The 16,661-nt window shown below is 68.0% G+C and carries 20 protein-coding genes; 11 read left to right on the top strand and 9 right to left on the bottom strand.

From position 1 onward, the window contains the following. Positions 1-216 precede the first annotated feature (216 nt). Positions 217-786 carry a TetR/AcrR family transcriptional regulator gene (locus tag ACIRC0_RS35195; protein WP_403624893.1) on the top strand — a complete coding sequence of 190 codons (570 nt, stop codon included), beginning with the start codon at positions 217-219 and terminating at the stop codon, positions 784-786. A 99-nt stretch (positions 787-885) separates the two neighbouring features. Beyond that, positions 886-1,395: a nuclear transport factor 2 family protein gene (locus ACIRC0_RS35190; RefSeq protein ID WP_403624762.1), complete on the top strand. Its 510-nt coding sequence runs from the start codon at positions 886-888 to the stop codon at positions 1,393-1,395. Position 1,396: 1 nt separating this feature from the next. Here the strand turns inward: ACIRC0_RS35190 and ACIRC0_RS35185 are convergent, their stop codons facing one another. Both ACIRC0_RS35185 and ACIRC0_RS35180 read right to left on the bottom strand, forming a co-directional pair. Beyond that, complete coding sequence (locus tag ACIRC0_RS35185; protein ID WP_403624760.1) at positions 1,397-1,789, bottom strand: winged helix-turn-helix transcriptional regulator; 393 nt, start codon at positions 1,787-1,789, stop codon at positions 1,397-1,399. Between the two features lie 4 nt (positions 1,790-1,793). Continuing rightward, the gene (locus ACIRC0_RS35180; protein ID WP_403624757.1) at positions 1,794-2,429 is read right to left on the bottom strand and encodes a TetR/AcrR family transcriptional regulator; all 636 of its coding nucleotides are present in this window, start codon (positions 2,427-2,429) and stop codon (positions 1,794-1,796) included. 61 nt (positions 2,430-2,490) lie between these two features. Here ACIRC0_RS35180 and ACIRC0_RS35175 point away from each other — a divergent pair, with 61 nt between their 5' ends. Beyond that, positions 2,491-2,811, top strand: a complete 321-nt coding sequence (locus ACIRC0_RS35175; RefSeq protein WP_403624754.1) for an EthD domain-containing protein — start codon at positions 2,491-2,493, stop codon at positions 2,809-2,811. 37 nt (positions 2,812-2,848) lie between these two features. On the opposite strand, the gene ACIRC0_RS35170 is transcribed toward ACIRC0_RS35175, so the two are convergent. Together ACIRC0_RS35170 and ACIRC0_RS35165 are read right to left on the bottom strand one after the other, a co-directional pair. After that, positions 2,849-3,778: an SDR family NAD(P)-dependent oxidoreductase gene (locus tag ACIRC0_RS35170; RefSeq protein WP_403624751.1), complete on the bottom strand. Its 930-nt coding sequence runs from the start codon at positions 3,776-3,778 to the stop codon at positions 2,849-2,851. Positions 3,779-3,828: 50 nt separating this feature from the next. Then, complete coding sequence (locus ACIRC0_RS35165; protein ID WP_403624748.1) at positions 3,829-4,716, bottom strand: SDR family NAD(P)-dependent oxidoreductase; 888 nt, start codon at positions 4,714-4,716, stop codon at positions 3,829-3,831. A 71-nt stretch (positions 4,717-4,787) separates the two neighbouring features. On the opposite strand from ACIRC0_RS35165, the gene ACIRC0_RS35160 reads away from it, so the two are divergent. Then, on the top strand, positions 4,788-5,729 hold the full coding sequence (locus tag ACIRC0_RS35160; protein WP_403624745.1) for a LysR family transcriptional regulator: 942 nt from the start codon (positions 4,788-4,790) through the stop codon (positions 5,727-5,729). 548 nt (positions 5,730-6,277) lie between these two features. Further along, the gene (locus tag ACIRC0_RS35155; protein WP_403624742.1) at positions 6,278-6,667 is read left to right on the top strand and encodes a hypothetical protein; all 390 of its coding nucleotides are present in this window, start codon (positions 6,278-6,280) and stop codon (positions 6,665-6,667) included. 389 nt (positions 6,668-7,056) lie between these two features. Here ACIRC0_RS35155 and ACIRC0_RS35150 read toward each other — a convergent pair whose 3' ends face one another. Beyond that, a complete protein-coding gene (locus ACIRC0_RS35150; protein ID WP_403624739.1) occupies positions 7,057-7,725 on the bottom strand; it encodes a class I SAM-dependent methyltransferase in 669 nt (222 codons plus the stop codon). Positions 7,726-8,013: 288 nt separating this feature from the next. On the opposite strand from ACIRC0_RS35150, the gene ACIRC0_RS35145 reads away from it, so the two are divergent. The 3 genes from ACIRC0_RS35145 to ACIRC0_RS35135 all read left to right on the top strand — a co-directional run bounded on the left by ACIRC0_RS35145 (position 8,014) and on the right by ACIRC0_RS35135 (position 10,445). Further along, a complete protein-coding gene (locus ACIRC0_RS35145) occupies positions 8,014-9,081 on the top strand; it encodes a DUF6192 family protein (RefSeq protein WP_403624890.1) in 1,068 nt (355 codons plus the stop codon). Positions 9,082-9,288: 207 nt separating this feature from the next. Next, positions 9,289-9,489: a hypothetical protein gene (locus ACIRC0_RS35140; RefSeq protein ID WP_403624736.1), complete on the top strand. Its 201-nt coding sequence runs from the start codon at positions 9,289-9,291 to the stop codon at positions 9,487-9,489. Next, positions 9,489-10,445 carry an IS5 family transposase gene (locus ACIRC0_RS35135; RefSeq protein ID WP_403624733.1) on the top strand — a complete coding sequence of 319 codons (957 nt, stop codon included), beginning with the start codon at positions 9,489-9,491 and terminating at the stop codon, positions 10,443-10,445. Before ACIRC0_RS35140 ends, ACIRC0_RS35135 begins: the two co-directional genes overlap by 1 nt. 252 nt (positions 10,446-10,697) lie before the next feature. Here ACIRC0_RS35135 and ACIRC0_RS35130 read toward each other — a convergent pair whose 3' ends face one another. After that, positions 10,698-11,225 carry a DinB family protein gene (locus ACIRC0_RS35130; protein WP_403624730.1) on the bottom strand — a complete coding sequence of 176 codons (528 nt, stop codon included), beginning with the start codon at positions 11,223-11,225 and terminating at the stop codon, positions 10,698-10,700. 24 nt (positions 11,226-11,249) lie between these two features. On the opposite strand from ACIRC0_RS35130, the gene ACIRC0_RS35125 reads away from it, so the two are divergent. Then, positions 11,250-11,897, top strand: a complete 648-nt coding sequence (locus ACIRC0_RS35125) for an SUKH-3 domain-containing protein (RefSeq protein ID WP_403624727.1) — start codon at positions 11,250-11,252, stop codon at positions 11,895-11,897. A gap of 5 nt (positions 11,898-11,902) precedes the next feature. Here the strand turns inward: ACIRC0_RS35125 and ACIRC0_RS35120 are convergent, their stop codons facing one another. After that, the gene (locus ACIRC0_RS35120) at positions 11,903-12,556 is read right to left on the bottom strand and encodes a transposase (RefSeq protein WP_403624724.1); all 654 of its coding nucleotides are present in this window, start codon (positions 12,554-12,556) and stop codon (positions 11,903-11,905) included. 148 nt (positions 12,557-12,704) lie between these two features. Continuing rightward, positions 12,705-13,502: an ISL3 family transposase gene (locus ACIRC0_RS35115; RefSeq protein ID WP_403624721.1), complete on the bottom strand. Its 798-nt coding sequence runs from the start codon at positions 13,500-13,502 to the stop codon at positions 12,705-12,707. A gap of 214 nt (positions 13,503-13,716) precedes the next feature. Here ACIRC0_RS35115 and ACIRC0_RS35110 point away from each other — a divergent pair, with 214 nt between their 5' ends. Next, on the top strand, positions 13,717-14,301 hold the full coding sequence (locus ACIRC0_RS35110; RefSeq protein ID WP_403624718.1) for a GNAT family N-acetyltransferase: 585 nt from the start codon (positions 13,717-13,719) through the stop codon (positions 14,299-14,301). 151 nt (positions 14,302-14,452) lie between these two features. On the opposite strand, the gene ACIRC0_RS35105 is transcribed toward ACIRC0_RS35110, so the two are convergent. Beyond that, complete coding sequence (locus ACIRC0_RS35105) at positions 14,453-15,148, bottom strand: TetR/AcrR family transcriptional regulator (RefSeq protein ID WP_403624715.1); 696 nt, start codon at positions 15,146-15,148, stop codon at positions 14,453-14,455. A 106-nt stretch (positions 15,149-15,254) separates the two neighbouring features. Here ACIRC0_RS35105 and ACIRC0_RS35100 point away from each other — a divergent pair, with 106 nt between their 5' ends. Next, positions 15,255-16,631 (top strand): serine hydrolase domain-containing protein, encoded by a 1,377-nt coding sequence (locus ACIRC0_RS35100; RefSeq protein WP_403624712.1) that lies wholly within the window; start codon positions 15,255-15,257, stop codon positions 16,629-16,631. The last annotated feature ends 30 nt before the right edge of the window (positions 16,632-16,661 follow it).

The raw sequence follows: 16,661 nt of genomic DNA, 5'->3' as shown, positions 1-16,661 counted from the left end.
CCGGTCCGGGCTCGGGGGTGGGCTGTTGTGCGATCCGCAGCTGGTCCGGGCCGCCCAGTTGTTCCACGACGATGGCTTGCATGTCGCGCACCTTCCTCTCGGTCTGCCTCTTCACCTTCCCTCGCATAAAATGGACCGGCAAGTCCAAACTCGGGGGGTGGAGGAGGTCCCGTGGCCGGCAGTGGCGCAGCCGCGCAGCGCCTGACCCGTAAGGGCATGGCGACCCGGCGCCGCATCGTGGAGGGCGCCGCACAGGAGATCCGCGAGCGGGGAGCCTCCGGTGCAACCCTCGACGACATCCGCGCCCGCACCGCGACCAGCAAGAGCCAGATCTTCCACTACTTTCCCGGCGGGAAGGAGGAGTTGCTGCTGGCGGTGGCGGCCCGTGAGGCCGAACGCGTCCTCGAGGACCAGGAACCCCACCTGAGCGACCTGGGCACATGGTCGGCATGGCAGGATTGGCGCGACGCGGTCGTGCGGCGGTACGAGCAACAGGGTGTCAACTGCCCGCTGGGCGTGCTGATCACCGAACTCGGACGCACCACCCCGGCCGCACAGGCACTGACCAGCCAGTTGATCAGCCAGTGGCAGGCGGCCCTACGTGCCGGTATCCAGCGCATGCAGGACAGCGGCACGGTCGGCCGGCAGTTGGACGCCGACCGCACGGCGGCCGCCTTTGTCGCTGCGGTGCAGGGCGGTGTGACCATCCTGATGTCCACCGGCAGCATCACGCACCTGGAAGCGGCACTGGACACGGCGCTGGCCTTTCTGCGCTCCGCTGCTTGACCGGCGCCCGTTCCGGGCCTGAAGGACCAGGCGTCCCCGCTGATACTTACTTTTTTGTCGGTACTTACGGGGCAAGAGGTACCGATCTACGGTGAGGTCATGACGCACAGCACCACGAATCATCCAGCCGGCGAGGCTCTTGAGCGGCGCCTGCAGTATGTGTCCGACCGCATCGAGATCCAGGACCTGATGGTGCGCTACGCCCTCGGCCAGGATCTCCACCAGAGCGGCGACAACGAAGTCCTCGAGCAGTGGGACACCGTCTTCGCCGCCGAGGCCACGGTCGACTACTCGGCGGCCGGCGGCTCGGCGCTGAAGGACATCCCCTACCGCAGGCTCGTGGACGTGATGCGTGGAGCCGACGGGTCCATGAGTGGACTGCTCAAATGGCAGCACTTCCAGGGCTGTTCGACGGTCGACATAGAGGGCGACACCGCTCTGGCCCGCACTCAGCACCTGCACACCCATCAGGGCAGCACTGACAGCCGGGGCTGGAACCTCATCCAGACCGGGTTCTTCGTCGACCGCCTCGAACGGCGTCCCGAGGGGTGGCGCATCGTCCGCCGCACCCTGGAGATCATCTGGATGGACACCTTCCCGACCGCCTGACTCAGCCCGGCTTCAGGCGGGCCGGAGCGTCCGCCTCGTGCGACACGCCGGCGTGGCCCGACTGGATCGTCCAGTCGTGCAGGGCCGTGAGGGCGGCGGCCAACGCGCGTCCGGCCGCGGTCAGTTCGTACTCGACGTGCGGTGGCACTTCGGGATAGGCGATGCGGCGCACCACGCCGTCGGTCTCCAGGGCGCGCAGCTGCTGGATCAGCATCTTCTGGGTCACCTGCGGGATCGCGCGTTCGAGGTCGGAGAAGCGGCGGGGCTCACGGACGAGGAGGTGGTGGATGATCAGCAGTTTCCATCGGCCCCGGATGACGCCCAGAGCGTGCTCGACCCGGCTGATGGAGCAGTCCGGATCGGGTGTGCCGTTCGAGGTTTCTGCGTGTTCCATGTCGCTAGGTTCCGGGTCGCCAGGTTCCGCTGTCGGGGGCGGGTGACGGTCCGCCGGGGTGAGCCGTGAGCGCCGTTACCAGTCGCCGGTTCGCTTCCTGCGCTGTCATGCCCCAGTCCCACTCCGTCTTGTGCAGGCGCAGGGAGACCACGCCGTGCCAGGCGGACCACAGCAGGAGGGCGGCGGCGAACGGGGCGTCCGGGTCGACTCGGCGGGCCAGGTCAACGATCCGCCGCTGCAGACGTGGGCCCTGCTCGGCGCGGGTTGCCGGGAGCTCGTCGCCGCTCTCGAACAGCAGTTGGTAGGCGCCGGGGTGGTCCAGCGCCCACGCGATGTACGCGTCGCCCGCGACCGCCAGCCGGTCGGCGCCGTCGGATGCAGCGTCCAGCGCCGTTTCGACAGTCTTGATCAGGGAGGCGTACTCGGCGTCGAGGACTGCGGATCGCAGGTCTGCCTCCGAAGGGAAGTGCCAGTAGACCGCCGACGGGGCGACCCCGCAGGCCCGCGCGATCGACCGCAGCGACGGCACGGCAATGGGCTGCGGCTGCGCGAGCATGCCCACCGCAGCAGCGACCAGCTCGGCACGCAGGTCCCGGACGCCCTTGGTCTCGTCCTTGCTCCTCACCAGGCTATTGAACACCCGTTCAGTGTACGCTGCAATGAACGGGTGTTCAGGAAAGAGGAAGAAGATGCTCACGCTCATGACGGTGATCCGGAAGCGGCCCGAGATCTCCACGGAGGACTTCCGCCGCTTCATGGAGCACGAGTACGGCCCGACGTACGCCTCCCTGCCCCAGGTGCGGGAGTATGTGCAGTACTACCTGTCGGACGCCGGCCAGGACGGCGCCGAGGAGCCCATCGATGCCATCGTCCGCATCAGCTTCGACTCGGAGGAGACGATGCGCGAAGCGCTCGCCACCGAGGCGTACCAAAAGGCGCACGACCTGCGGCAGGCATACATGCGCGACACGTCGGTCGGTATTCACTCGGCCGTGCTGGACCGGCAGGTGCAGCTGGTTTGAGGCGCGCACCGACACGCCGGCGGTGTGTCGCGCGGCTTCAGCCGGCGTCTGCGAGCAGGTCCTGTGACAGGGCCCACAGGCGTCGGGCGTTGTCCGGGTCGACGGCGTACCGGGCGACGCCGTGCAGCGTGCCGGAACGGCGGTCGACGACCTCACTCTCGTTGCAGTCGACGAAGTAGCGGCCGCCCACGCCCTCCAGCAATGGGGACGTCGCGAGGAGGACGGAGGTCGCGGCGCCCTGTTCGACAGTCTTGATGAGCTCGGCCGGGACGCGGCCGCTGCCCCGGCCGCCGGTGTGGCGCTGAAGGTTGGTGTAAATGGCGCCGGGCATGAGGGCGTTGGCGGTGATGTTGTCGGAGGCCCAGCGGCGGGTCGCCTCCACCGCGAAGAGAACGTTGGCGGTCTTGGACTGACCGTAGGCAAGCCACGGGTCGTAGGGGCGGAAGGCGAAGTTGACGTCGTCCCACACGATGGGTGACTGCTGGTGGCCGGTGGAACTCACCACGACGATGCGGGCGTTGCCGTCGGCCGCCAGAGCGTCGTGCAGGGCGGTGGCGAGGGCGAAGTGACCCAGATGGTTGGTGGCGAACTGCCACTCCCAGCCCTGCTCGGTGTACTGCTCCGGGCAGGCCATGACACCCGCGTTGTTCACCAGGACGTGCAACGGTCCCCGCCACCCGGCCGCGAACGCGGTGACGGATGCGGGATCGGCCAGGTCGAGCTGTGCGACCTGCACGTCCTCGTTGCCGGTCGATGTGGTGATGTCCTTGGCGACGCGCTCGCCCGCCGCCACGTCCCGGGCGGCCAGCGTCACGGGCGCGCCGGTCGCGGCCAGCGCCCGGGCCGTCTCGGCCCCGAGGCCAGAGGAGGCACCGGTGACCACGGCATGGCGGCCGGTGAGGTCGATCCCCTGCGCGACCTCGGCGGCCGTGCTGGAGAAACCGAACGGGGTGGTGATGGCACTCATGAGTGAACTCCTTGCTGAGTACTGAAGATCTGCGTGACGGCCCTGCGCGTTCAGGGCGTGAGCATCCGGTCCTGCTCCACCGGCGGTGTGCCGTCGTGCCAGGGCAGGGCCTTGCCGAAGCGAACCAACTCGCCGTACAGGGCGGGGTCGACGTGATCGGCGAAGACCAGGTCGAGCACGGCCGCAGCGGCCTGGGCGGGTGACTGGGCCTGGCTGTAGTCGCTGAACCAGGGGCGCGAGGTGGCGGTGTCGACCATGCCGGGGCACACGGACGCGATCAGGGTGCCGGTGGCGAGGTCGTGTTCGCGGCGTTCCGCGGCGAGCGCGCGGACGGCTGCGACCTGAGCCACCTTCGAGGGCACGTTCAGCCAGATGGGCCAGCCCGCCTCCTGCGCGGTCCGGTTGTGGATGGCGCTGCGCCACGACTCGACGGCGTACTCGACCTGCTCCAGGCTCGCCCCGTCGAACAAGTGGTGCAGCCGCGGGTCGAGGTGACCGAGGGTGCCCAGGCTGCTGGCCACGACGAGCAGCCGGCCGCCCGGGCGCAGCACCGGGCCGAAGGAGCGCAGGATCGCGTGCGTGGCGGTGTTGGAGACGTCGATGAACTCATCCGCCCGCTCGGTCTGCGACTCCTCGGGCAGCAGCCGGGCGACCGCGTTGGAGATGACCACGTCGACCCCTCCGTACCTGGCCCGGAGGTCCTCGGCGAGTCCGCCTATCGCGTCGGTGTCCGTCACGTCCAGGACCCGGCCCTCGACGCGGGCCCGCGTGCCGGGCAGCCGGCTGACCTCGCGGGCAGCGTCCGTCACGCGCTGGTCGCTGCGGCCGGTGAGCAGGACCAGGTCGTCCGGGTCCACGCGGGCCGCCAGCCCTTCGACGAGGGCGCGGCCGAGTCCTTGGTTGGCGCCCGTGACGAGGGCGATACGTGAAGCATTCATGGATGCCACGCTAGAAACACCACAGATATGAGTCCAACGAAAGTTCGGCACGGCTAGTATGCGTAAACATCATGGACTTCTCGGATGTGTCACTCACTGCGCTGCGTGTCTTCCGCGCCGTCGCCGAACAGGGGACCTTCACCGCGGCCGCCGCGTCGCTGGGCTACACCCAGTCCGCGGTGTCCCGGCAGATCGCCGCGATCGAACGGGCCGCGGGCGCCGAGCTGCTGGAGCGGCGACGCGACGGCGTGCGGCTCACCGAGGCCGGCCGCGTCGTCATGCGCCGCGCGACGACCGTGCTCGACGAGATCGACGCAACCGCGCGCGAGCTTTCCGGCCTGCCCGGGCAGGCCGGTACGGTCCGCCTGGGATGGTTCCCCAGCGCCGGCGCCGCTCTGCTGCCCCGCGCCCTGGCCGCCCTGCGCCGCACGGATCCCGGCCTGCATGTCGTCGGCCGGGAGGGCAGCACCCCGGCGCTGGTGCGCGCCCTTCGGGCCGGCAGTCTCGACCTGGCCCTACTCGCCTCGGCGCCGCCGTTCAGGCCGCCGGATGCCGAGTCACCCCCGCTCGTGCTGCAGACACTCACCGAACGTGCCCTCCGCCTGGCGGTGCCCACCACGCACCCACTGGCCCGCGGTGAATTCGTCGACGTGGCCGACCTGCGCGGGCAGCGATGGATCGCGGGTTCCTCGTCGGGAGAGGACCGGCTGATGGGCGTGTGGCCGGGCCTGGACGAGCGGCCTGAGATCGCCCACACCGCCCGCGACTGGCTCGCCAAGCTCCATCTGGTCGCTGCGGGCTGCGGACTGACCACCGTGCCGGCCGTGCTCGCTTCCGCCGTGCCGCCGGGTGTCCGCGTCCTGCCCGTCCGCGGCGGCCCCCAGGAGCAACGGCGCCTGCTCCTGGCCCGCCTTCCCCACCCGCCGACCGAACCGAGCATCCGGGTGGCAGCCGCCCTCCGCGCGGCGGCCCTCGACGCCGACATACCCGCTCCCTCCTCGCCCCCCTCTTGACGACGGAACAAGCATGCGCGCAGGCACGCGCACCGATGCGCTGGACGGGCTGGCTCCAACGCTGCCGACCCTCAGGAAGGCCAGGGACGCCCGCAGGTGGGGTGTACGCCCTCCTGCGCCGCCGGCGAGACCGAAAGTCAGCCCCGTGACGTTTCGATCAGTTCGAGGAGGTTGCCCTTCGGATCGGCGACGTACGCGTACCGCATGCCTTCGGTCACGCCCGGTGCGGGGGGTGACACCGGGCCGGCGCCGCATTCAACGGACCCCTCGCCGCTCCGGTGCGATAGCGGCGCGTCACTATCCCACCCACTCAGCTCTCGCATCTGGACCCTATGCCATGGCCAAGAGACCGAGCCGCGCCGACCTGTCGCACCGCCGGAGCTGCTGGCTGTTCGGATCAGGCACGTATCCGAGTGCTGTCCGAAGTGCTAAATGACTGCTGTCCAAACTCGTAAACAAGGCCACCCCGCGCCTTCGAGGACCGATCTTGGGCACCCTCGTTCTCGTCTCCGCAGGCACCCCTTGGACCGCACCACCAGGAGGAACCAGTGTCATACCCGCAACTGCTCACCCCCGAGGAGAAGCTCACCGACGCGAAGAAGCTGTTGAGCCTCCCGCATATCGTCGTGATCTGCGGCTCCACCCGCTTCATGACCGAGATGAACGAGGCCGATCTGAGGGAGACCAAAGCCGGAAAGATTGTCGTCAAACCGGGCATTGACATGAAGTCGCCGCACGAACTCTGGTCCGATCCTGTCGAGGCCGAGGCGCTGAAGGCTCGACTCGACGGTCTGCACCGGGCGAAGATCCGGCTCGCCGATGAGGTGCTCGTAGTCGGCGACTACATCGGAGACAGCACCCGAGCCGAAATCGCCTACGCCCGGTCGCTGGGCAAGTCCGTGCGGTTCACGCGCCCCGAAGTCGACCCTGACGCCTGACCACCCGATGCCACCTCGACAACGAGGGCCAGCAGCCCGCCGCGCTGACCGTTTCGCGGTGGCTTCGGCCACCGCCCATCCCACACTCTCCGCAGGCTTCCCTTGGAATTGATCATCTAGCTTCCGAGCCGAATAGCGCAGGGTTGGAACACCGACTCTCTTCCCCAGTTGAGTGGACTCCCCCCGGTGCGCACCGGATGACGATGGACGCCACTCTTGTGCGCACCGCGATGTCCGCCAGCGCACCCGGTGCGCACCGCCCGCCGACGTCCGGCACTCTCTCGCGCGCGGTGCGGTGCGCACCCGGATGGTGCGCACCGCACCGATGCGCACCATCCGCATCTCCCCTTGACCACGGCTGTGTCAAGACATCTCGGGGGGCTAGGAAGTCAAGCTGGCTCCTCGGTAGTCGGCTTGTAGGCCAGGAAACTGGCGAACTTCCAGTTCCGGTTCTCGTCGGGCTCCTGCACCAGCTGAGCGGTGATGGTGAATCCGGCCTGGTTTAGCAGCTCAGCGAGCTGGTGTATGGGCAGCCGATACGACGCGTAGGACACGGGGTGGCCGCCATAGCCGTGTGTCGGACGGCGGTGCTCACCGGTGCCTACGTGGCCAGCGAGGAGGAGATGTCCGCCGGGCGCCAGGGTGCGATGGAACTCGGCGAACACGACCGGCAGCAGCTCCGGAGGTGTGTGGTGGGTGGAGTAGTACGCCAGGATGCCGCCGAGCGTGTCGTCTTCGATCTCCAGCGCGGTCATGGAGCCCACGGAGAAGCGCAGGTCCGGATAGCTGCTTCGGGCCAGTTCGATCATCTTTGGGGACACATCGATGCCGAATGCAGAAACCCCGAGTCCGGCCATGTGCGCCGTCACTCTTCCGGGTCCGCAGCCCAGGTCCGCGACCGGTCCTCGGCCAGATGCCTGCACCAGCTCGGCAAAGGCGGTCAGCATCGAGCGAGATAGGGGGTCCAGCTCAGACGGGGCCTTGACGAGGGCGACGTAGTCGTCAGCCACGGTGTCGTATGACTCCCGGACCGCGGCAAGGTAGGAAAGCTCAGTCACGCGGTGAATTTAGATGGGTGCACTGACAGCGCCTGTGACCGATGGCCGGCTCACGTAGGTGGTTGAGGGAGCGGGGCGAAGGCGTGTTGTTCGTCGAAGTGCTGCCGGCGCCGACCGGAAACCACCGTGGTGGGTAGGGGCGACCATAGGCCCGACCACGCCCGGCGCGACTGTCCTTGCCACCGAAGTTTGAGAAGCTGTGTCAGATCTGCTGATCTGTGACGTTCTGTGACTGTTGGACCTGGCGGTGGATCGGGTCCGCAGGGCGGATGGAGGCCGGAATTGGCCATGTTGGCTTGGCGTCTGGTGATGTTGGTGGTGTGGGGTGGAGTCTGGGCGCATCGCCGGGCCGAGGTTCCGCAGCCGACGCAGGACGCCGACGCTTCGGCCCGCGCCGGGTGGTGCGCCATGGCCCCGATGGTGGAGATGGTCGGGAAGGTCACACGAAGCCGTTACGACGAGCTGGTGGCCGCGTCTCTGGACATGGTGGAGGAGGACGCCCGCTGCCAGTTCGCGCTCGGGGACGCGGCTCTGGAGTTGGAGCCGCTGCGCGGGCACGGCGGTCACCCGCCGCTCGATGAGGGCGACCAGGGAGTGGAGGAGTCGCTGCGGCGGTACGCTGATGAGATCGGGTTGTCCTTCTATACCGTCCGTACGCACCGGTGGGTGGCCGCGCAGTGGCCTGCCGAGCACCGGCAGGCGGGTGTCTCCTACGAGGTGCACCGGATCCTGGCCTCCGCGCCGGACCGGTTCGAGCTGATCGGGAACCCGCCGCTGAGCGAGCGCACCGGCCGACGCCGGTGGAGTGCGGAGGTGGCCAAAAAGGTAGTGGGCTGGAAGACCGAAGAGATCCAGGTCCCGGTCACCGCCCAGGAGAAGGTCGAGGTGATCCGTGAACTGGCGCGCGATGACGAAGCGGTGGCGGCGCAGGTGGCCACCGACTTCCTGCGCCGGCCGGAGGTGGCGTTTCGGGCGATGTGCGATGCCGAGGCCCGGGAGAACGTGAACGAGGCCCAGTTCGAGCAGGCCGGGCTCGACGGCGACGAGTTCGACGAGGAGTGCGAGGAAGCCTTCGCCGAAGAGGGCGAGCCCTTCGAGCATCCGGCCCGCATCGTCCACAGCTGGCGCAAGTCGATGGAGTTCACCGACCTGATCGCCGTCTGCCAGGGATTCATCGCCGGGGCCGCTCGGCTGGTCCCGAAGCTGCGCGGGCACGAGTTCACCGACACCCAGACGAAGGTGTTGGAAAACCACTTGGAGAAGATCCGCGCGACGGCCGACTGGATCGAGACCGCGGCCGCGACCGGGCAGGTCGACCTCGACGAACAGCTCGCCCAGCTGCTGCGGGGCCAGTAGCCATGGGGGCGGGTCTGCCCGCCCACGTTCACGGCCAGGCGGTACGCAAAGCTCTGCAGGAAGCACGGCCGGCGGGGCTCACGCTTCCGCAGCTGTGCCGGGCGACCAAGCGCACGCAGTCGCAGGTCTGGGCGGGCTTGAGGTTCCTGCGGAAGGTCGCGGTAAAGGAAGGACTTCCGCCGGTGACCTACAGCAGACGGTTTTCAGATGTCGGAGGAGAGCGAGGTCTGGCTCTCCTACGAACGGGCGATCTTCCAGGCGGAACTGCACCGGATCACCAACTTCATCACCGGGATCATCGCCCCGCACGCCAAGAAGGCTCCGGACGACGAATGGATCCGCCTGGTCCTGGACCAGCTCGGCGGCGTCAAGGCCACTCTAGAAGTCCTCACCCGCGTGGAACGCTGATGACCACGAACGAGACCCCGCCGACCGTGCGCAAACGGCGCTACCCTACTGACACCACGGACGCCGAATGGGCCGTCCTCGAACCGCTGTTGCCGCTCCCGGCCTGCACTCTGCCCACGGGCGGGCGCCCGGAGAAGCATCCGCGCCGCAACGTGGTCGATGCCATCCGGTATGTCAACGACAATGGGATCAAGTGGAGGGCGGTTCCCGTCGACTTCGGGATCCCCTGGCGCGCGGTCTACGGCTTCTTCCAGCGATGGCGGGCGCGCGGGGACCTGGCCCGTATCCATGCCGAGCTGCACCAGATGGTCCGTGTTCACGACGGTCTCAATCCCCGCACCGTCGCGGTGATCCTGGACTCCCAGTCCGTCAAGGGGGCGGAGACGGTGGGCCAGGACACCCGCGGCTTCGACGGCGGGAAGCTGATCAACGGGCGGAAGCGGCACCTGGCCGTCGACATGCGCGGCATGGCCCTGGCTGTCATGGTCACCCCCGCCTCGCCGCACGACAGTGTCCCCGCTCGTGACCAGCTGTTCCGCCTGCGCCTGACCCACCCCGAACTCGCCGTAGCCTGGGCGGACTCCGCCTACGGCGGAGTCCTCGTCGACTGGTCCCACACCTTCCTCGGCATCACCCTCAAGACGGTGCCCCGCCGCAAAGACCAGGACGGGTTCGCCGTCCTTGCCAAGCGGTGGCGGGTCGAGCGGGCCATCTCGTGGATCATGAGAGCCCGCAGAAACGTCCGCGACTACGAGCGGCTCGTCTCCCACAGCGAGGCCCACATCACCTGGACCTTCATCACCCTCATGGTCCGCCGCCTCACCCGCCCTCCCCGACCACCGCGCACCACACCACACCCCGTCGAACCGGTGAAGGCGGCCGGCAAGCCCAAGCCCATACGCCTCCGGCGGACACAGCCGCAGACGATCCGGCTGGCCCCCGCCGCCTTGCCCTGACCGCGCCGCCTCATGAGGCCGGTTCCCCTCGTCACCAGTGGCTCAATGCTGGCGCCGCTTCTTGGAAACCCAGTCATGCATGGCTTCAGTGGGGGCATCGGAAGGCGTGCGGTCCTCGGCCTCGCGAGCACTATCCGCAGCGCGAGGGGGCATCCGCTGGGGCGGATGCCCCTTCCGTCACCTTCGCCAGAACAAGTTGTTCTGTACCGATCCGAATGCTCCAGCAAGTCCTTCCGACCGCGCAAGCACGTCTCATGCGCCGATAGTTCCGTCGATCTGTTCGCGGATGAGGTCGGCATGACCGTTGTGACGTGCGTATTCCTCGATCATGTGCACCATGATCCAGCGCAGGGAGACTCCCTGATCACCGACGTGACCCGCTTCCTGCTCTGACAGGCGGCCGGAGTCGTCCAGCGATGCTTCAGCGATCAGCTCACGGCCTCGAGCGACCTCCGCTTGCCACGCAGCCATTGCCTCGTCGAACCCACGTTCCAGCTGAAGGGCAAAGCCGTCGACGTTGTTCTCTCCGAAGACAGGGGGCACGTCCTGACCTGCGAATATACGCTGGAACCAGTTGCGCTCCACCTCAGCCATGTGCTGAACGAGACCGAGCAGCGTCATCGACGAGGGCGACGCCGCAGCAAGCCGTGACTGATCATCTTTGAGGCCCGAACACTTCAGGGCGAGAGTCGCACGGTGAAAGTCCAGCCATGCTTCCAGCATGGCGCGCTCGTCGGCATGCGCGGGAGGGATAGGCCGTCCATCCGGTGTCGTATTCATGAGCACACCCTGGCAGCAGCAGCCATGGCCCACGACCGTCTTCGCTGGCGACGAACACGCATCGCGCCCATCTCCCAGCGAGCCAGCGACATCAAAACTCAGGCTCTGGTCCATTTCTTGTGGTGCGGTCAGACGCTGTTCTCACTCAGGTCGTCTGCTGGGATGATCGCCTTCTGCTTCAAGTTGGGGGGGAGCTGTGCCGGTCATGGTGATTGGTCGCCGGAGGTGCTTGAGGTCTTGGAGGCTTCGGGATGGACGGCGGGCAGGCGGGTCGACACGGCCGACTGGCGGTCCATGTTCGAAGCGGTCGGCATCGTCATGCACGACGCTGCGGAGGCGTTTCTCCAGGAGTTCGGGGGGCTGACGGTGAGCATCGGTGGCCCGGGGATCAACCGCGCTCGGGAACCGTTCGAACTGAACCCGGAGTTGGCTTGGGGAGAGGATGACCGCTTCTCCGAGTGGAGCGACTCCTTTTGGAGACGTCTCTTCCCGCTCGGCGAGCTGGATGGCGGCCGTTTCTTTCTAGGTGTCGATGAGGGCAGTGAGATCTGCCTTGTCGAGACCTGGGTCGCCAGCTTCGGGCCGATGCCGTGCGCCCTTGAGTATCTGATCCTCGGTGTGATGCCCCGCAGGATCGATGACGAACACAGGCAGTCGGATCAGGCCCGCTGACAACGTCACTTCGCGAGCAGGACGCGCTTGCGGAGGAGCTCGAATTCTGCGCGGCCGAACATCTGGCGCTTGAGCATCTTAATCCGGTTGACATGACCTTCCACGGCGCCGGAGTTCCACGGTAGGGAGAGCCCTGCGACGACGGCGTCAAGGTCGCGTTCGAGGTGGTGAGCGAACCGGCTGAGACTGGGCAGGTCGGCAGAGGTTCTGGCTGATTTGATCCACTCTGGCAGTTGGTCGCCTCGAAGGTCGGTGACCATGTGGGCGAAGGCCCGCTGGTGCTTGGCGAGGACATCCAGATCGGGGCAGTTGACCAGCACAGCCTTGAGCTGGATCCGGTCGCTCTCGACCAGCGCGTCCGGGTGGGTCAGGATCCAGCGGGTCACGGCGCGGGCCGAGGGCGGCCGGGGCCCGACCGGCTGGGGCTTGCGGCGCAGAGTCCTGCTCACGTAGTTACGGACGTTTCCGTAGCCGTCCGGGTAGCCCTGCTCTCTGATCTCCTCCCACAGCTTCCAGGCGTTGGTGCAGCCTTCCTGCCAGCGCTGGGCGAGGTAGGGCTTGTAGGCGTCGAGCTTGGTCGCGCGGCTTTGCCACTGCCCGGTGAACAACTCCTCCGGCGTGGTGGCGCGAGAGAAGCGCGGGATCGTGTTGAGCGTCATGCCGAGCTGCCGGGCGACGGACCGCTTGCTGTGGCCGGCGTCCAGAAGCGCGTGGATGGTCGCGTGCTTGGCACGGGTGCGTTCAGCGAACCGGTGGCCCGTCGGCCAGGGCGACGACGCGGCCGACTCCGCCTCCTCCGCTGGTTCCTCAGGCCGTTCTGGCGCGGGACGCAGGCAACCGCGGTGCCGGTAGACGCACTTCTCGGCGGCTTCGCCCAGGTTGTGCCAGAAGGTGCCACCGGTCCGCAATTTGAATGGCCTGTGGGGCGCCACGGGTCGCGCCCTCGGCGAAGAAAGGGGCACGGTCGCGGCAGACGATCTCGATGCCCGGCCGTTCGGCCAACCAGGCAGCAAGCGTGTCCGCCTCCCGGTCCGGCAGAAGATCGATCGGTCGACGTGTCTCGACGTCGACGAGCAAAGTTCCGTAGATACGGCCCTTGCGCTGGGCGTATTCGTCCACGCCGACCACGCGGGGCACCGTGACCGGAGGATCGGGCAGCGAAACGATCAGCCGCAGCAGAGTGTTCCGGCTGACCGGTGTCCCCAAGACGTCCGTCATCCGGGCGCCGGCCCGGCCGGCGAGGGCAAGGCCGACCGAGAGCAACATCGATCGAAGCCACTCGGTCCGACGACCGAACCGGCGGGTCAGCCCGGGCACTTGCTCGGCAAATGTCCTCCGCGAGCAAGACTCCTCCACACAGACGAAGCGACGCACCCGCAACGACAGCACAACCAACTTGCCGGCCGCTGGCAGATCATGAGGGAACCGCAGGTAGGAGCCGTGTATTCGGTCCGACCAGCACCCACATCGCGAGCATGCCGCCCGGCTGGCAGTCGTGCGGGCCTCGACACGGATGACCGTGTCGGACACCTCGACCGATTCCACGAACACGCCCTCCACCGAGGAGAACAGCAGCTCATCCAGCTGCGGCCGTACTTCGTTCACGGCGTAGCACTGTCGACCCCGCCGCATGCTGGCTGGGCGATTTTCGGGCGACCTCGACCCGCATCGCGCAGAGGCCAATAGTCACCCTGCGTACACGCCCACAAGAATTGGACCAGAGCCCTCACAAACTGACACAGCCAACTCGACGAGCCAGAGGCTCCAGCCAGCGCAAAGTGCCTGATCAATGGGAGGTGCGGGTGCTACCGTCCTTCGTATGGCTGACCTGATCGCTCCCACGGTACGGCTGCATTCCTCGTGGCTCGCGGCGCGTGACGAGTGGCAGCCTGGTGCTCACCAGGACGGGGCCGGCCTGCGTCTGGTTGCTGATGAGGACCTCAACAGTCCGGAAGGTTTCGCCTCCTGGGTCGAGCGACTGCGCCAGCAGTCAGACCGGTCGCTGCCTGTCGGGCCAGGGCGCGTTCACGCCACCCACTGGTGGATCGTCGACGGTGAGACCTACCTCGGAGCTATCGACCTTCGTCACTATCTGAACGCCTTTCTGCTGGAAGCCGGCGGACACATCGGCTACAGCATTCGGCCTTCCGCCAGAAGACGCGGACTGGCCACGTGGGCGCTGGGAGCGGTTTTGCCTAAGGCGCCGGCGCTCGGTCTGGACCGGGTCCTTCTCACTTGTGACGATGGCAACGTCGGTTCGGCGCGCACCATAGAGAGCAATGGCGGCGTTCTGGAAGATGTACGCAGCACCGAAATCGGGGTCAAGCGCCGCTACTGGATTGCCCTCGATGACGCTGGTCACAGCAATTCATTGATGGCAGTGACGAGGACGGTCGCCTCGTAGCGGACGGCGAGTTTGTCGTATCCCCTTGCCTCTTCGGGCGGTTGATGCCGCGCTCGACCGTGTGGCGCTCGCGATAGTCGGTCTTGTCGAGCTTCGCACACGGTTGGGTCGGCTGCGCGGCAGGACTGTCCGGGCCCATGGGCTGGTCGGGTCACTCGCGGCGACGGGTGCGGTCGGCGGCGAGGCGGGCCTCGAAGCCGTCGAGGAGGGACTGGAGCCCGAACTCGAAGGTGTTGTCGGGCGCCGCGGCGTACTCGGCCGCGGCGCTGGTGCCGAGGCGTTCGCGCAGCCGTGGGAATCGCATGGCGATCTCGGTGGCGCTCGAGAGGGCCTCGGTCATCGCCTGCTCGGCGTTCGCGCCGTTCTTGCTCAGCCGGCGGTTCAGCGAGACCTGCGCGGCGGGTCCGAGCGCGCTGCCGAGCACGTAGACGAGCACGCTGCCGGCCGCCCGGTCCGCGTCGGCAGCGGTGAAGCCCGCCTTCTCGTAGACGGCGAGGCTGAGGTCGTTGTGGCGGGCCTGCCCGGGGCCGTACAGGAGATGGCTGCCGAACGCCTGGCCGAGCCAGGGGTGCCGGGTGAGCATCGCGTGCATGCCGGTGGCTTGGGCGGTGGCGGCCGTACGCCAGTCCATGGCATCCAGATCGGGCAGCTCGACCTCGTCCCAGATCGCGTCGCCGGCGAGCCGGACCAGGTCGTCCTTGGTCTTGATGTGCCAGTAGATGGCCGTCGGGGCCGAGCCGAGCCGTTTGGCCAGGCTGCGCATGTTGAGGCCGTCCAGGCCCTCGTCGTCCAGCAGCTCGATGGCCGCCCGGACGATCCGGTCTGCGGTCAGTGTGTCTCGCGGCATGGCCGCCACCTTACCTTGAACTTAGTTCGGGACAACGCTTGCACTTTGTTCGAGTCGGCCTCTACGCTCCTTCTCGTACTTAGTTCAAGTTTCTGGAGGGGGAGCAATGTCGCAGGAGAAGCTGTCGGATTTCGTCGCTGCGCAGGCCCAGGAGCTCGGCGTTCCGGGTGTCGCCGTCGGGGTGCTGCTGGACGGCCAGGAGATCTACGCCTCGCACGGTGTGACCAGCCTCAGCAACCCGCTGGACGTCGACGAGAAGACGCTGTTCTCCCTTGGGTCGGTGTCCAAGACCTTCACCGCGACCGCTCTGATGCGCCTGGTCGCGGAGGGGAAGGTGGACCTGGACGCGCCGGTGCGGCGCTACGTCCCCGAGCTGGAGCTCGCCGACGAGCAGGCCGCGGCGCAGATCACCGTCCTGAACCTGCTCAACCACACCGCGGGCCTGGACTGGAACCTGATCGACGACGGCGAGGGCGACCGCTCCCTGGCCGGGCTCGTGGCCAAACTGCCCCAGTTGCCGCTGATCGCACCGCCCGGGACCCGCGCCTCCTACAGCCAGGCCGGATACAACCTGGCCGGGCGGATCATCGAGAAGGTCACGGGCCTGCCCTTCGAGCAGGCCATGGCCTCGCTCGTCCTGGAGCCGGTGGGCCTTTCGGACACCGTGTACGGCCTGTCCGAGGTGATGGTCCGCAAGTTCGCGGTGGGCTACAACCGCGGCGACGACGGCGGACTGCGCCCCGCCCGGCCCTGGGCAGGATTCAAGGAGGGCGCGCGGGGTGACAACCCCGGCGGGGGCCTTGCCTCCTCGGTGAGCGATCTGCTGCGCTGGGCACGGTTCCAACTCGGTGACGGGGAGGGCGTGTTGCCCGCCGCAGCGCTGCATCGCATGCGGGAGCGGACGGTCGAGCTGCGCGCCAGCACCCTCGGCGACGGCTTCGGCATCTGCTGGTTCCTGCGCGACCTGGACGGCCTCCACGGGATCGGCCACGGCGGCTCGGGCAACGGCCAGTTCGCCGAACTGCTCATCGTGCCCGAACGCAACTTCGCGGTGGTCTCCCTGGCCAACGCCGGCCCGGACGGCTACCCCTTCAACCAGTCCGCCGTGCGATGGGTGCTCGAGCACTACCTCGGCGTCGTCGAGAAGGCGGTGGAGCCGGTCCCGTATGACGAGGGACGGGCCCAAGAGGTCGTCGGCCGCTACGAGATCGACGCCATCAACCTCGACATCGCCGCCGACGGCACCCGCCTTACCCTGGCGGTCGGGATCAAGCCGGAGATCCGTGAGGCGTCGGACGAGGAGATGCCCCCGGACCACCCGGCCGCGGCCATCGGCTTCCTTCCCGGCGACGGCGACGAGTACGTCGTCACCGAAGGCGGCCTCAAGGGGCAGCGCGGCTACTTCTCCCGCGACGCCGACGGCGCGGTCATCGGCGTCGATCTTGCCGGCCGGCTCTTCAACCGGGCCATGGAAGCATCCTGAGCCAGGGGATGCAGGGGCGGTCCCGAGCGG

This window comes from Streptomyces sp. NPDC093984 (genome assembly GCF_044764595.1).
Taxonomy (GTDB): Bacteria; Actinomycetota; Actinomycetes; order Streptomycetales; family Streptomycetaceae; genus Streptomyces; species Streptomyces cynarae.
This window is presented reverse-complemented; position numbering and strand designations above follow the sequence as displayed.